The 15,118-nt window shown below is 64.8% G+C and carries 14 protein-coding genes and 1 pseudogene; 7 read left to right on the top strand and 8 right to left on the bottom strand.

Annotated features, from left to right (window positions below; genetic code table 11):
• Nucleotides 1–92: 92 nt before the first annotated feature.
• The 3 genes from H8A92_RS21775 to H8A92_RS40840 all read right to left on the bottom strand — a co-directional run bounded on the left by H8A92_RS21775 (nt 93) and on the right by H8A92_RS40840 (nt 3,439).
• Nucleotides 93–1,679: a hypothetical protein gene (locus H8A92_RS21775; protein WP_229197641.1), complete on the bottom strand. Its 1,587-nt coding sequence runs from the start codon at nt 1,677–1,679 to the stop codon at nt 93–95.
• Between the two features lie 233 nt (nt 1,680–1,912).
• Entirely contained in the window at nt 1,913–3,172 is a 1,260-nt protein-coding gene (locus H8A92_RS21770) for an MFS transporter (RefSeq protein WP_229197640.1), read from the bottom strand.
• Between the two features lie 138 nt (nt 3,173–3,310).
• Nucleotides 3,311–3,439 (bottom strand): hypothetical protein, encoded by a 129-nt coding sequence (locus H8A92_RS40840; RefSeq protein ID WP_274613443.1) that lies wholly within the window; start codon nt 3,437–3,439, stop codon nt 3,311–3,313.
• 27 nt (nt 3,440–3,466) lie between these two features.
• Between H8A92_RS40840 and H8A92_RS21765 the strand changes: the two genes are divergently transcribed.
• From H8A92_RS21765 to H8A92_RS21745, 5 genes and pseudogenes are all read left to right on the top strand, one after another.
• A complete protein-coding gene (locus H8A92_RS21765) occupies nt 3,467–3,634 on the top strand; it encodes a hypothetical protein (RefSeq protein WP_229197639.1) in 168 nt (55 codons plus the stop codon).
• Nucleotides 3,635–3,879: 245 nt separating this feature from the next.
• Nucleotides 3,880–4,125 carry a hypothetical protein gene (locus H8A92_RS21760; protein ID WP_229197638.1) on the top strand — a complete coding sequence of 82 codons (246 nt, stop codon included), beginning with the start codon at nt 3,880–3,882 and terminating at the stop codon, nt 4,123–4,125.
• Nucleotides 4,126–4,170: 45 nt separating this feature from the next.
• Entirely contained in the window at nt 4,171–5,367 is a 1,197-nt protein-coding gene (locus tag H8A92_RS21755) for an acetyl-CoA C-acyltransferase (protein WP_229197637.1), read from the top strand.
• Between the two features lie 210 nt (nt 5,368–5,577).
• Nucleotides 5,578–6,882 carry an MFS transporter gene (locus tag H8A92_RS21750; protein WP_229197636.1) on the top strand — a complete coding sequence of 435 codons (1,305 nt, stop codon included), beginning with the start codon at nt 5,578–5,580 and terminating at the stop codon, nt 6,880–6,882.
• A pseudogene (locus H8A92_RS21745) lies at nt 6,883–7,328 on the top strand (DUF3734 domain-containing protein); the annotation flags it as partial.
• A 149-nt stretch (nt 7,329–7,477) separates the two neighbouring features.
• Here H8A92_RS21745 and H8A92_RS21740 read toward each other — a convergent pair.
• A complete protein-coding gene (locus tag H8A92_RS21740; RefSeq protein WP_163161937.1) occupies nt 7,478–9,037 on the bottom strand; it encodes an acyl-CoA carboxylase subunit beta in 1,560 nt (519 codons plus the stop codon).
• Nucleotides 8,967–9,941 carry an IclR family transcriptional regulator gene (locus H8A92_RS21735; RefSeq protein ID WP_229197635.1) on the bottom strand — a complete coding sequence of 325 codons (975 nt, stop codon included), beginning with the start codon at nt 9,939–9,941 and terminating at the stop codon, nt 8,967–8,969. Before H8A92_RS21735 ends, H8A92_RS21740 begins: the two co-directional genes overlap by 71 nt.
• 130 nt (nt 9,942–10,071) lie before the next feature.
• Between H8A92_RS21735 and H8A92_RS21730 the strand changes: the two genes are divergently transcribed.
• On the top strand, nt 10,072–10,293 hold the full coding sequence (locus H8A92_RS21730) for an acyl-CoA carboxylase biotin carboxyl carrier protein subunit (protein ID WP_229197634.1): 222 nt from the start codon (nt 10,072–10,074) through the stop codon (nt 10,291–10,293).
• A gap of 283 nt (nt 10,294–10,576) precedes the next feature.
• The gene (gene glsA / locus H8A92_RS21725; protein ID WP_229197633.1) at nt 10,577–12,436 is read left to right on the top strand and encodes a glutaminase A; all 1,860 of its coding nucleotides are present in this window, start codon (nt 10,577–10,579) and stop codon (nt 12,434–12,436) included.
• A 188-nt stretch (nt 12,437–12,624) separates the two neighbouring features.
• On the opposite strand, the gene H8A92_RS21720 is transcribed toward glsA, so the two are convergent.
• The 3 genes from H8A92_RS21720 to H8A92_RS21710 all read right to left on the bottom strand — a co-directional run bounded on the left by H8A92_RS21720 (nt 12,625) and on the right by H8A92_RS21710 (nt 15,065).
• Nucleotides 12,625–13,152, bottom strand: coding sequence for a carboxymuconolactone decarboxylase family protein (locus H8A92_RS21720; RefSeq protein WP_229197632.1), 528 nt, complete (start codon nt 13,150–13,152; stop codon nt 12,625–12,627).
• A gap of 420 nt (nt 13,153–13,572) precedes the next feature.
• Nucleotides 13,573–13,932, bottom strand: a complete 360-nt coding sequence (locus H8A92_RS21715) for a Zn-ribbon domain-containing OB-fold protein (protein ID WP_229197631.1) — start codon at nt 13,930–13,932, stop codon at nt 13,573–13,575.
• Nucleotides 13,929–15,065, bottom strand: coding sequence for a thiolase family protein (locus tag H8A92_RS21710; RefSeq protein WP_229197630.1), 1,137 nt, complete (start codon nt 15,063–15,065; stop codon nt 13,929–13,931). Before H8A92_RS21710 ends, H8A92_RS21715 begins: the two co-directional genes overlap by 4 nt.
• Between the last annotated feature and the right edge of the window lie 53 nt (nt 15,066–15,118).

Here is a 15,118-nt window from a genome sequence, read left to right as displayed (position 1 = left end):
CGCAGCACCGATCTTTCGATCGCAGCCAAAACGAGTGGACGCGGACCGAGGCGTTCAACCTCGATCCGCGTCCTTCGTGGATTGCTGCGTTCCTAGTCCTCGGATTCGACGAAGGGCGGCCTGAAATAGCCGGCCTGGACGCCGAGCTGGAATCGGCCGATCGATCGGTAGTCAGCGAGATTGCTGCTCGGCTGCGGCGTGTTGTAGCCGGCGAACACGATCGTCACGGTGCGCTCGTCGGTCAACACCGCTTGCGGATCGTAGACCCGGCCGCTGAAGAAGTTCGTGGTGTAGCCCTTCCCCGGCGGCACGAATGGCGCCACCTGCGCGGCCGTCAGCCTGTCGGCGCCCTGGACGTTCACGAGCGGCGCGTTCAACGGATACGGGCGCGGGCCCGCGGGATCGACCACCGTATCCGTGGACAGGATCGGGTTGTCGAAGCCGTTGACCACGTGCCACTTCAGGAGATCGCCGGCGCTGCGAACCGGATTGTCGGTTTCGGCATAGCCGACGAAATGGAAGCCGTCGGAATCGTTGTCCAGGCAGTTTCCGGCGCCGAAGAACATGCCGAAGCGTCCGTCATGGATGCGCAGGATGCTGCCGCTGCCGAGCCAGCGAATGCCGTTCAGCGCGATCGTGGTCTGGTCGTTGAGGCCAGTCGCCGCGCCGACGTCGGTAAAGTTCACGCCGTCCGAGGTCGTTGCGACACGGATCGTGATCACGTCGTGGTTGGTCTTCCTCGGCTTCTTGTTGACGAGGTTGGTCAGCGCAAAGGCCGGCGTCGCCGGGCACACCTGGGTTGCCGGGAAGTTCTTGTCGCCGGGGGTGAGATTCTTGGAGACGTAGACGACGGCCGTCTTCTCGCCCATGTGCACGGAGCCCAGGATGGCATCGGGGTCCGTCAGACCGGTGGTCGCGGTCGCCGTGGCTTCGAGCTTGGGATAACCGCCGGACGCAAGCGGACTGACATATCCGAACTCCCGAAGTCCGAACAACGAGAAGTCCTCCTCGCCACGGTGAAGCGGATGGACCACGAGCTGATCGCTGTCGATGTGACCGTCGGCACGGTTGAGGTGATAGATTCGTTGCCTGCCCTTCACGGACAGCACGAAGGCGTGTCCGAGCCCGTTGTCGCCAGCGTTCGCGCTCGACGAGCCATATGCGGTCTTCACGCCATTGACGTTCACGTTCAGATTGTCCGGGTCGGTCGCATCCCACGGGCAGTAGGGATTGAGCGCCAGGGCCTTGCCCCTGAACTGCCAGGTCGCACCCCAGTCCGTCGAGATCGCCGCGACCGTCGCCTCCTGCTCGTTCCGCGGGCGGTAGTCGAACAGGCCTTCGAGAACGGCCCCGCGTCGGCGAACGAAGGGAAAGTAATAGGGCTGCATCACGCTCTTGCCGTGATTGATCGTGGTTTCTCCGCTCGCCGAGCAGTAGTCAGCATAGGGCGTCCCGTAGAGGGCCGGATTGTAGGGCGGCGTGAGGCTGCCGGGCGGCACGATGCCGGACGCATCATGATGAAAATGTTGTCCGGACTGATGCAGCGTCCACGGCCCGTGCTCGATCACGGATTCCGTCAGGCTGTTGGGAACGAATGAGAATGTGGAGCCGGCATGGACGGTCGATGCGGCCGCGAGCAAGACACCGGCGGCGGCAGTGCCAAAGAGCAAGCGCGTCATGGAGCTGAGCCTTTTTGTCAGGGGGGCAATTCGATAGATCAGGCAATGCGGAGGGCGCCCCGGAAATATGCGGAGCGTTGCAAGCCGGATCGACACCTAACACCGGCCTCCGACAGACATGTGACGGCTGGATGTCCTCCACAGCCAATCCGCGCGGGCTTCGCTGTTCGAGCCGCGAGCGGGCAAACCGCGCATCCACAGCTGCGGCCGCGGACGTGTCGCCGTGCCCGTCGTTACCTGGCGTTCGCCGGTGCGTGCACCGGCCAGAGATCGGCGCGCCAGTGCAGCGCGATCGCCAGCATCGCGATGAAGCCGGCGGCGGCGAGCAGCGTGCCGGTTGCGGTGTAGCCGATCAGGTCGATCAGGCTGCCGGCCGCGAGCAGGCCGAGCGGCAGGCCGTAGATCACCATCATGCGCACGCCCATCACCCGGCCGCGCAGATGCGCGCTGGCATTGCGCATCAGCATCACGGCCGCCGAGATCATCGACATGCTCTGCGCGATGCCGGCCAGCACCAGGCAGGCCATCGCCACCGGCATGGTTCTGAGTTCGACGAAGACCAGCAGCATCGCATACCATGCGAGCGTCGCGCCGATCAGGAGCCGCGCGATGCGCACACCACCGGCCATGCTGAGCGTGATCGAGCCGATCAGCGAGCCGACCGCAAAACTCGCCGAAAGATAGCCGAGGCCGGTCTGGTCGGTGTGGAAGATGTCGCGCGCCACGAAAGGCAACAAGCCGTTGGTGAGCGGAAACGCCGTGAGATTGGCGAGGAACGCGACGCAAAGCGCGGCGCGCATGCCGGGCCCGCTCCAGGCGTAAACAATGCCTTCCTTGAGGTCGCGGAGCAGTTTCGAGCCCGGCAGGTCGATCGCCGCCTGATCCACCGTGCCGTGCGACTTCGGACGGCTCATGCAGAGCATCAGGATGGCGGCGACGAAATAGAAGCAGGCGATCCCGACATAGACGTAGCCGATGCCGAGCGCCGCGAACAATCCCGCCCCGGTCAATGCGCCGGCGATGCGTGCCGAGTCCTGCGTGGTGCGCGCCAGGCTGATGGCGCCGACCAGTTGCTGGGGCGGCATGATATCGGCGAGCAGCGCGCCGCGCACACCGAGATCCGACGGGCGGATCACCCCCATCAGCGCAACGATGATCATGACATTCAGCGGGGCGAGATGTCCGGTCAGCGCCAGCGTCATGATGGTGCCGGCGAGCGCCGTATAGGCAAAGCGCATCACGGCCAGCAGATCGCGATGTCCCATGCGATCGCCGATCATGCCGACGACAGGCGCGACCAGGGTGCCGACATATTGCAGCGAAGCCATCACGGTCAGCAGCAGGACCGAACCGGTCTCGACCATGATGTACCAGCCGAGCACCAGCGTCTCGACCTCGAACGCCCAGGAGGTGAGCAGGTCGGACGGCCATTGAAAGCGATAGCTGCGGATGCGAAATGGTGCGAGCGCGGAGGTCCGCGTGGTCCCGCTCAAGACGCGATGACGCGTGTCACGGCGTGTCCTGCCCTTTTCTTGGTTCTTCTGGGTCTCGATTCCGGATGTTGATTCGGAGTCTTGATTCTCTTGAGAAAACGTCCTTGTTCCGGCAGGGTACCGCCGAGGCGATCGGTGTCAATCGAAGCCGCCGCATGCGGCCATGCGTGACGGCATCAGCGGCAGCTTGCTGCACTGCCCGCCCGGTCCCGTCCAGCGCGTGCCGCCGGCTATCCACTCCGCCCACGGCAGGGATCGTGCTAGCATGCCCACTCCGAAACACCGGAGGACGCCATGACAGCCTTCGAAGTTTTCGCGATCTATGTGACGCCCTTTGTGATCATCGGGATCGCAATCAAGCTATTGATGAAGCGTTACGCCGTCGATCTGCCCGATGTGCAGAAGCAGGCTGGCTCCGCGCCGAAGCGACGATTCTTGCTCGGCGTCTGGCGGAAAGACTAGGCCTCGGATTGTAGGATAGGTAGAGCGAAGCGAAACCCATCGATTACGAAATCCAAAACGCGGGCGCGTCATCTCGCCAGAACGCGACACAAAGATCCATCACCGTCATCCTGAGGTGCGAGCCTCTTCGGCGAGCCTCGAAGGATCGACGGCCACCAGCCGGGCCGCGAATCCTTCGAGGCTCGTTCCGCTCGCACCTCAGGATGACGGTTCGAGAGCTTTCGCCGGGACGACGATAGTTGGCAATGGACCGCGCAACCCATGCGCTGTCGTCCCGGCGAAGGCCGGTACCCAAAATCCCAAATGCTGCTTGTTGCGCGATGCCGGAACGACGAATTCACCAACAACATCCGCCGCGGCGGATGGATCCGGCCTTCGCCGAGACGACAGCCGCGCAGGAGGAAGATCGCGCGCCATCATCCGGCCATTCATGCGAACACGACATTTTGTCATGGAAGCTGGAGTTGCATTTTTTGCATCGCATCATATGATGCATATAATCCAATCAAATCGCCGGCATTGAAGGGAATCCTGCCATGGCAACCAGCACCGATCCCGTCGTCATCCTCTCCGCCGCCCGCACCCCGCTCGGCCGCTTCATGGGCGAACTCACGCCGTTGGCGGCGCACAGGCTCGGCTCGCACGTGATCGGCGCGGCGCTGGAGCGCGCAAAACTCGCGCCTGAACGCATCGACGAGGTGTTCATCGGCAACGTGCTGCCCGCCGGCCAGGGCCAGGCCCCGGCTCGCCAGGCCGCGCGCGGCGCCGGGCTGCCGGATGCCACCGGCGCCACCACCGTCAACAAGGTCTGCGGGTCCGGCATGAAGGCAACCATGCTGGCGCACGACATCATCAAGGCCGGCTCGGCCGAGATCGTGCTGTCCGGCGGCATGGAGAGCATGAGCAACGCGCCCTATCTGCTGCAGAAGGCGCGGGGCGGCTATCGCGCCGGCCACGACCGCATTATCGACCACATGATGATGGACGGGCTCGAGGACGCCTATGAGACCGGCCGCTCGATGGGCGATTTCGGCGAGGCGACCGCGGAGGCCTATCAGTTCACCCGCGCCGACCAGGACGCCTTCGCGATGGAGACGCTGAGCCGCGCCCGCAAGGCGGTCGAGAGCGGCGCCTTCAAGGCCGAGATCGCGCCGATCACGCTCGCCGAGAAAGCCGGTCCGCGCATCATCGCCAATGACGAGCATCCGCTGAAGGTCGATCCGGCCAAGATCCCCGGCCTGAAGCCCGCATTCCGCGCCAACGGCACCATCACGCCGGCCGCCTCCTCGGCCAACGCCGACGGCGCCGCGGCGCTGATTCTGGCGAAGCGTTCGCTTGCCGACCGCGACGGATTGCCGGTGCTGGCCGAGATCAAGGGCCACGCCACCCACAGCCAGGAGCCGCAATGGTTCACCACGGCGCCGATCCCGGCGATCAGAAAACTGCTCGACAAGGTCGGCTGGAGTGTCGGCGACGTCGATCTGTTCGAGATCAATGAAGCGTTTGCGGTGGTCGCAATGGCGGCGCAACGCGACCTCGGCATCCCGCGCGATCGGCTCAACATCAATGGCGGCGCCTGCGCGCTCGGCCATCCGATCGGCGCCACCGGGGCGCGGCTGATCGTGACGCTGCTGCACGCGCTGGAGGCGCAGAACCTGAAGCGCGGCGTCGCGGCGCTGTGCATCGGCGGCGGCGAAGCCACCGCGATCGCCGTGGAGCGGGTCACGCACTGATCCCGCGCACCGGCAGCGCGAGCGAAGCGAAGCAATCCATGTCTCGGCGCAGGCCGAACCATGGATTGCTTTGTCGCTATTGCTCCTCGCAATGACGGCAGGGGCGTAGCGAGTCCGAAAACGAGGGAACAATGTCATTTTAGACATGGCGCTCTCGTGCCATATTGTGCATCAAGAATAGTACCCTCATCGCATTTCATCCGGGGCCCAATGATCTCGAACTGGCTTGCTTCCACCCTCGCCCGCCGCAATATCCACTACGGCTGGGTGATGGTCGCCGTGACGTTCCTTGCCGCGCTGATCTCGGCCGGCACTGTCGGCGCGCCCGGCGTCTTCATCGTGCCCTTGCAGAAGGAATTCGGCTGGTCGACCGCCGAGATCTCCTCGGCACTGTCGATCCGCTTCATCCTGTTCGGGCTGATGGCGCCGTTCGCCGCCGCGCTGATGAACCGCTACGGCCTGCGCAACGTGACGCTGGCGGCGCAACTGATCGTGGTCTCCGGCCTGCTGGCCTCGCTCGCCATGACGCAGGTCTGGCAGCTGATCGCGCTGTGGGGCGTCGTGATCGGGATCGGCACCGGCATGACCGCGCTGGTGCTCGGCGCCACCATTGCCACGCGCTGGTTCGTGGCGCGGCGCGGCCTCGTGATCGGCATGCTCACCGCGAGCGTCGCGACCGGGCAGCTCGCCTTCCTGCCGCTGCTCGCCACGATCACGGAGCGCTATGGCTGGCGCGTCGCGCTTGGGTTCGTCTGCATCATGCTCGGCGTCGCCGCCTTTGCGGTGCTCATGCTGCTCCGCGACCGGCCGAGCGATGTCGGCCTACGTCCGTTCGGCGACGAGGGCACCGCACCCCTTCCCGCGCCGCCGCCGGCCACCGCGCCGATCATGGCAGCCGCGCTCGGCACGCTGCGCGACTCATCGAAATCGTCGGTGTTCTGGATCCTGTTCGCGACGTTCTTCGTCTGCGGCGCCTCGACCAACGGCCTCGTCCAGGTCCATTTGATCCCAATGTGCCTCGATTACGGCATCCCGCAGGTGCAGGCCGCGAGCCTGCTCGCCGCGATGGGCATCTTCGATTTCTTCGGCACCATCATATCGGGCTGGCTGTCCGACCGCTTCGACAATCGCAAGCTGCTGTTCTGGTATTACGGGCTGCGCGGGCTGTCGCTGCTCTACCTGCCGTATTCCGACTTCACGTTCTACGGGCTGTCGCTGTTTGCCATGTTCTACGGCCTCGACTGGATCGCGACCGTGCCGCCCACCGTGCGGCTCACCGCGCAGCGCTTCGGTGCCGAGCGCGCCAACCTGGTGTTCGGCTGGATCTTTGCCGGCCATCAGCTCGGCGCCGGTGCCGCCGCATTCGGCGCCGGTGTGTCGCGCACGGTCTATTCAAGCTATCTGCCGGCGTTCTTCATCGCCGGGGCGCTTTGCGTGATCGCCGCCCTGAGTGTGCTGGCGATCTCGCGACCGCAGCCCAAGGTCGCGCCGGAGGCGAAACCGGTCCCGGCATAACATTCGCTGGTGTTCCAAGTCGACCAGTTCTCGGCACGCGGCGCTCTACCGCGTGACATCCAGGACGTGATGGCCCGCCACAAGGACATCATGTATTCGTCGCGCACCCGCTACAACGGCGACGTCTACGGGAAGACCTACATCTGCGTACCGCCCTGCACAACGCGCTGGCGAAAATCCCCGACGATCATCTGTCGGAAGACGAGCGCCAGCTCAAGAAGGCGAACAGCCGGCTGCCGGGGATCACGCTGCTGCAACTGATCTGTCAGCAGAAGGCCTATGAGGGCGACGCCAAGGACCACGAATTCTCCGGCACCTCGATGCGCGAGCACTGGGCGAGCGGACACGAGGACACCAAGCGCTCGCTGAAACGCCGCGACTGGATCAAGATGCCCGAGAACGGCATGGGCATCGTGATCCACGACGTGCATCGCGAGGCAGAGTAGTAAGCGGACGCTCCTTCACCCTCATTGCGAGCGAAGCGAAGCAATCCACGCCTCCCCTCAGGGATAGATGGATTGCTTCGTCGCTTCAGCGCAAAATTGCTTTGCAATTTTGTCGCGAGCTCCTCGCAACGACGGCGGAGGAAAAGCCGTTACGGCCGCGTCGACATGTTGCTCGGCGGCCCGGCCTTGCGGATCGGCTCGGCGAGGCGCGCGAACTCGCAGAGCAACGAGCGCGTCTTGCGCGGGTCGATCACCTCCTCGACCCAGAACTTCTCGGCCGAGCGGAACGGCGAGCGCAGCTTGTTGAGCCGATCCTCGATCTCGCGCAGCTTGGCGGCGGGATCGGCGGCGGCATCGATCTCGGCGCGATAGGCGGCCTCGATGCCGCCTTCGAGCGGCAGCGACCCCCAATAGGCCGACGGCCAGGCGTAGCGCATCGAGAAGCGGTTGGCCGGCTGATGCACCACGCCGGCGACGCCGAAAGCATTGCGGATGATGATCGTGCACCACGGCACCGTGCTCTGGTTCACCGCGGCCATTGCCCGCACGCCGTGGCGGATGGTCGCCGACTTCTCCGCTTCGAGCCCGATCATGAAGCCGGGGCAGTCCATCAGATAGACCACCGGCAGATGGAAGGTCTCGGCGAAGTCGACCCAGCGCACCACCTTCTGGCACGCGTCCGAAGTCCATGAGCCGCCGTAGTGGAAGGGATCGCTGGCGAGCAGCAGCACCGCCCTGCCCTCGATCCGCGCCAGTCCCGTGATGACCGGCCGGCCGAAATTCGCGGCGACCTCGAAGAACGAGCCCTTGTCGACGACGGCCTCGATGATCGGCCGCATCTTGTAGACCTGCCGCCGGTTGCGCGGCACGGCCTTCAGCAGTGACTCCTCGGCCCGTTCCGGATCGTCGGTGCAGGGAATGGTCGGCGGCAGGTCGTAGACCGACGCCGGCAGATACGACAGGAAGCGCCGCGCATAGTCGAACGCCTCCTCTTCCGTCTCGACGGCCTGATCGATCGCGCCGGCGCGGGTCTGGATATCGGCGCCGCCAAGCTCCTGCTTGGTCAGATCCTGGCCGAGCCGCTTCACCACCGGCGGGCCGGCGACGAACATCGCGGAGCTCTTGGTCATGACCGAATAATGCGTGGCGGCCAGTCGCGCGGCGCCGAGGCCCGCGACCGAGCCGAGCCCGAGACCCACCACCGGCACGCGCGCAAGATTGGCGGTCGTGTACCAGTACCAGCGCGTGCCGCCGACGCCGCCGGGCAGATTCGCAGCGCCCCTGGTCTCGATCGTCTTCACCGAGCCGCCGCCGCCGGAGCCTTCGATCACGCGAACGATCGGCAGGCGGAAATCATGCGCCATTTCCTCCGCCATCAATGGCTTGGCGGAAATCGATGCATCCGCAGAGCCGCCGCGGACGGTGAAATCGTCGCCGACCACGACCACGGTGCGGCCGTCGACCCTGGCGCGGCCGAACACGCAGTTCGCCGGCGTCAGATTCTTGAGTTCGTTGCTCTCGTCGTATTCGGCGATGCCGGAGATGGCACCGACTTCGTGAAAGCTGTTCTGGTCGACGAGCTTGTCGATGCGCTCACGAACCGTGAGCCGGCCCTGGTCGCGTTGCCGCTTGACCTTGTCAACGCCTCCCATCTCCCGCGCGAACGCTTCGCGCCGGGCGAGGTCGTCGAGTTCCGGCTTCCAGTTCATTCACTGCTCCCGTCTTGATGATTTTGTTGTTGTTATGGGTGGTCACCGGAAGCGACTTGCGTTCGATCCGATTGCTGAAGATGTCGCCGTCGGCGCCTTCGAGCAGGCTGCCGAGTGCAGCGGCGAGCTCGACCATTTGCGGCGCGACCTCGCGATGCAGCCGCTGCTCGTCATACATCGCCGACAGCAGGCCGATCGTGGTGACCACATAGGTTTGATATTGCGGCGACCATAGCGGCACCGCGACGCCGTTGATGTGCGGGCTCCACAGGCCGCAGGCGACGACGTAGCCGTGCTCCTGCAAATGACGGCGGTTGGCCTCGATGCGCGGCGTCAGCATCTTGGCGCCTTCGGGCAACTCGCCTTCCATCTCCGCGATCAGCGCGTCGCCGATCGCGGGATCGAGCGCTGCGGTGTAGGCGTGGCCGGCGGCGGTGGTCGCCATCGAGATGCGGCTACCGGTCGCCTCATGCAGGCCGAGCGCGTTCGCCGCGCGGGCGAACTCCAGATAGACCAGATGAAAGCGGTCGGGGATGACGAAGCCCACGGTGCCGGGCAATTGATCGGCGACATCCTGCAAACGCAGCCGGATCAGATTGCGAAGCTGCAACCCCTTCATCATCGAGGTGCTCATCGCGACCGCACTCGGGCCGATGCGATATTTCTGATCGCGCGGCAGATAGACGAGCTGTCCCATCCGCGTCAGCGTGTGCGTCAACCGCGACACCGTCGAACGCGGCAAGCCGCAGCGGTTCGAGATTTCGAGATTGCCGAGCCGCGCTTCGTGTCCCTCGAAGCATCGCAACACATCGAAGGCGCGCGACACCACCTGGATGACATCGCCATCACCAGTCTCGCTGGCGAGCATTCCCTGCCTGCTAAGCCGTTCCGAGCGCCGTCCCATTTTGTTTGGCTCCATTCCGTCATGCGGAATAAAATTCCACTTGCAGATCAAGCTACCTCAGGCAATCTGCTGCCACAACAAAAAGCCGTTCGCCGGATGAAATTTCCGCAAGACGGTATCGGAGAGTGGAATGCCAGAGATCAAGGTTGTGACCGAAGTTGCCGGGCGCGTTTGCGCGCTTCCTGTTGAAGCCGGCAACAGCATCGGCAGCGGCGACGAGATTGCGTTCGTCGAAGCGATGAAGATGGAGATTCCGGTCACATCGACGACGGCAGGTAAAATCAAGTCGATTCTGGTCAGGATCGACGATGTCATCGCTGAAGGCCAGGCCATCGCGATCGTCGAGACTTGAGCGGCGGACCGTCAGGCCGCCCCGCGCGGATCAAATTCCCAGATGCCACATCCCCGACAGCGGCTCCTCAGGAGCCGCCCGGAGGCGCATGCTGTTTCGCTCTCGAAACATTCCCGGCCTAAAAGTTTCATACGACGATACATTTGCCGAGCAACCGCTCGTTTTGTGAACATCTGTTCGAAAGCCGACAGCCCACAGGCTCGCGCCTGCTCGGGCGCCTCACCGCCGACGTCGCTGCGCGCTCGGTTGCACGCGCCCTGATTGCGTTGCACAACAGGAGGTGATGAAACGATCGCCTCCTCCCGTCACCGCCAGCACCGTCAACTGGGCCCGCTCGCAGCCGCCTTTGCTGCGGTTTCTGCACACTTGTTACGCAGACTTCCTCCCGGAGATCGCCGGCGCGGTCGCCGACTACATCCCCGAGCTCGGCAAGGCCGACCCTGCCCATTTTGGCATCAGCCTTGCGACGCTCGACGGCCATGTCTACGAGGTCGGCGACACCAGGGTGCCCTTCACAATCCAGTCGATGTCGAAGCCGTTCGTGTTCGCGCTTGCGCTGGACACGCTGGGCGCCGAGCGGGTGGAAAGCGTGATCGGCGTCGAGCCGTCCGGCGACCCCTTCAATTCGATCCGGCTCAATGCCGAGAACCACCCGTTCAATGCGATGGTGAATGCCGGCGCGATCGCCTGCTCCGGCCTGCTCCATGCCGACAAGGGCGACGGTGCATTCGACTACATCCGCCAGGCACTCGGCCGCTTCGCCGGACGCGAGCTCGACGTCGACGAGGCGGTTTACGCCTCCGAGAGCGCCACCGGCGACCGCAACCGGGCGATCGGCTATCTCCTGCGCACCAACAGCGTGATCACCGACAACGTGCCCGCGGTGCTCGACGTCTATTTCCGGCAATGCGCCATCCTCGTCACCGCGCGCGACACCGCCGTGATGGCGGCAACGCTGGCCAACCGCGGCATCAATCCCCTGACCGGCGAGCAGGTGGTGACGCCCTACGCGATCGCCCGCACGCTGTCGGTGATGACCTCGTCCGGCATGTACGACTTCGCCGGCGAATGGATCTATCGCGTCGGCATCCCCGCCAAGAGCGGCGTCGGCGGCGGCATCCTGGCGGCGCTGCCGGCCCGGCTCGGCCTCGGCAGCTACTCGCCGAAGCTCGACAAGCACGGCAACAGCGTGCGCGGCATCAAGGTCTGCGAGACGCTGTCGGCGCATTACGACCTCCACATGCTGAACCGCAGCGACGACGCCCGTCACAGCATCATCGCCGATTACAATATCGGCAAGAACCCGTCGCGCCGGGTGCGCCGGCCGCAGGAGCAGGAGATCCTGGCCAAACACTTCCAGGAGGTGCGCGTGATCGAGCTGGTCGGCACGCTGTCGCTGTCCAATGTCGACTATGTCTCGCGCCGCCTCGCCGGCAGCCCGCGTCCGGAGTTCGTGATCTTCGACCTGCGCCGTGTCACCGCGACGACCCGCGCCGGCGCGAGACTGGTCGCGGAGGCCTTCCAGGAACTGGCCGAACTCGGCGTGACCGTGATCCTGTCCGGCATCAAGCGAACCTCGCGGGAGTGGACCACGATCAGCGAGTGGACCAACCGGCTCGGCAATATCAGGGATTTCTATCTGCTCGACACTGCGATCGAGTGGGCCGAAGACCAGATTGTCTACCGCTATGGCGGCTCGATCGACTTCCTCGAAACCACAGAGCTTTCCGAACAGCCCCTGCTCGCCGGACTGAGCGAGGCTGAGATTGCCGATCTTGCCGCGCTCTGCACGGTCAGGACCTACCAGCCGAACGAGAAGATCATCGCCGCCGGCAGCGAGGCGATCTCGCTGTTCTTCCTGCGCAGCGGGGTGGTCCATGTCACCCTGCCCGACGGCATCCGGCTCGCGACGCTGACCGCCGGCATGGCATTCGGCGAGATGGCGCTGCTAGAGCCGAACCGCTCGGCCGACGTCCTCGCCGACATGTCGGCCTCCGCCTATGAGGTGGCGATCGGGGATTTCGAGCGCTTCCGCGAGCAGCACCCGCGCGCCGGCGAACGGATCATGCGCAACCTCGCACAGATCCTCGCCGAGCGGCTGATCGTGGCGAATGCGAAGGTCGATCTGCTGACATCGGGGTAGATTTCCGTCGGCAGCGCGAGGATTTGTGCAACTCATCATGCCCGGGCTTGACCCGGGCATCCACGTCTTGGTGGCGACCGTGAAGACAGACGTGGATGGCCGGGTCAAGCCCGGCCATGACGTCGGAGGGTGCATGCGCTCCGGCCTCTCCCCGCAAGCGGGGCGAGGCAAGAAGGCGCAGTGAGCGATCAGCTCACCACTTCCGTGACCGGCTGCATGTCGATCTCGAAGGTCTCGAGAAACTTCGAGGTCATGATGTAGAAGCCGACCGAGAGCTGGAGCTCGATCAGCGCCCCCGGCGTCAACAGCGCCGCGATCGCCTTGAAGGTCGCATCCGTCGGCTTCTTCAGCTTGACGATCTCGTCAGTGAAGTTCAGCGCCGCGCGCTGCACCTCGTTGAAGCAGGTCGCGGACTGCCAGTTCTCCAGTGCTGCGTTCTGTTCGTCGGTGACGCCGACATTCTTGCCGATGCGCTTGTGCGCGACGATCTCGTAAGGCGCCTCGCAGAGGATACCGGTGCGCGTGATCGCAAGCTCGCGCACGACGGGATCGAGCTCGCCCTTGTGGCGGATCGCGCCGCCGAGCCGGCAGTACTGTTCAAAGTAGCTCGGCGAATGCGCCATCATGCGGAAGATGTTGGCGTTGCGGTTCTTGTCGAGGATCTCGCGGGTGCGCGGGCTAGCCTTTGCGGGATCCGAATAGTCGATACGGGCCATTTCCTAACCTTGATCTTGCTGTCGTTTCTATCGGGTTCCGAAACAGTATCCGCGGACCGTCGCAGGAGCAACACGCGCGAGTCAAATTGCCGCCGCATTCCGAGACAACCCTGACACAGTCGATGTTCGCTGAGTGGGGACTCATCAAGGCGAATGCTCGACGCGGGGTGTTCCGAGTAAAAAATCTGGCCGTCGAGCGCGCAATCCGCGCAACGATGAGTCACGCCCAAGTCTAGGGGAAACGCATGAAGGAAGCCACCAAGAGGGCGGCCTCGGAAGCGCTTGCGCAAATGCTGGCGGTGACGGCGATGCTCGTCATCGCCAGCTTTGTTTTCTATTGGCGATAGTGTCCGCAAACTCGAGGGGCAGGAGTGATCTGGTTCAGCCTGGTTTCGCGTTCTGACCGGATCGCTCAGCCCCTCATTTCGCCTTTGCGAAATACGGAACCAGCCGTCCCGCAAATTGCGTGAAGCGTGCCAAGACCTTGTCGCCGATGGCGAGGTCGTTGTCGCCATGGGCCATCATGCGAAAGCCCTCGTCGGCATCGACCAGCACGATGTTGTAGGGCACATGCGCCCGCGTCTCCGGCGTCGCGGCGCGGCAGACCAGCGATGTCGCATACACCGTCCCTGCCCCGCTCGCGCGATGCTCGGCCAGATCGGGTGAGCCGCAGGCCGCGCAGAAGCTGCGGCGGAAATATTGCCGCGCGCCGCAGGCGTTGCAGGCCTGATAGGCGATGGCTTCCGCGCCCTTGGTCCAGTCGGCGATCGGTCCACTCATCGCACGCGCTCCAGGAACATGCTGACATGCGACGACAGCACGCCGCCGTCGCCGTGCAGCAGCGCCACCGAGGCATCGCGCACCTGACGGTTTTCGGCGCGGCCGGTCATCTGCAGATGGGTCTCGACCAGATGCGCCATCGCGCCGCCGACGCCGCAATGGCCATAGCTGAGCAGACCGCCATGGGTGTTGAGCGGCATCTCGCCATCCCCGTTGAAATAGCCGGCGCGCACCTGCGCCGCCGCCTCGCCCCGCCCGGCGAGACCGAGATCTTCCAGCAGCATCGCGAGCGTGATCGTGAAGCTGTCGTAGACCGCTGCGTAGCGCACGTCCGAGATCACTATGCCCGACGCCGCTTTCGCCTTCGCGATCGAAATCTCCGCGCCGAGTTCGCTCAACGCGGGCGCAGCCGTGATGTGCTGATGGGTGTGCGCCTGGGCGCAGCCGCGGACACGAACCTGCTGCTCGCCGGTCGCCTCGCGGCTGATCACGCAGGCCGCGCCGCCATCGGAGACCGGGCAGCAGTCGAGCAGCTTGAGCGGCATCGCCACCGGCTTCGAGGCCATGACGTCCGCAACGGTGATCGGCTCGTGGAATTGCGCGCCGGGATGCGTCAGCGCGTGCTTGCGCATCAGCACCGCAAACTCGGCAAGGTCCTCCTGCGTGAGACCGTATTCGTGCATGTAGCGGGTCGCGACCAGGCCGTAATAGGCCGGGATCGTCGGGCCGAGCGTCACCTCGTAGTCGGGGTGGCCGACCTGGGCCAGCGCCTGGATCGAGGCGTCGCGGCTTTGCCCGGTCAGCCGGTTCTCGCCGCCGACCACCAGCACGTGTTTTGCGACGCCGGCGTCGACGAGGTGATGCGCCAGCATGGTCATCGCGAGCCCGGTGGCGCCGCCGACCTGCACGGCATGGGCGTAGGACGGGCGAATGCCGAAATGCTCGGCGAACACGGTGGCGAGCATGATGTGCGGCGACACCGTGGAGTAGCCGCACAGGATGCCGTCGATGTCCGAGCGCTTCAGCCCGGCATCGGAGATCGCAAGCTCGGCTGCCTTGCTCATCAGGTCGAGCGAGGACAGGCCCTCATGCTTACCGTAGGATGTGAGGCCGACGCCGGTGACGAAGCTCATCTTTTAACCTCCCCTTGCAAAGGGGAGGTCGGCTTGCGCGAGCAAGCCGGGTG

This window comes from Bradyrhizobium acaciae, from assembly GCF_020889785.1.
GTDB lineage: Bacteria > Pseudomonadota > Alphaproteobacteria > Rhizobiales > Xanthobacteraceae > Bradyrhizobium > Bradyrhizobium acaciae.
The sequence above is the reverse complement of the archived record's forward strand: the minus strand, read 5'-3'. Positions and strand labels throughout refer to the sequence as shown.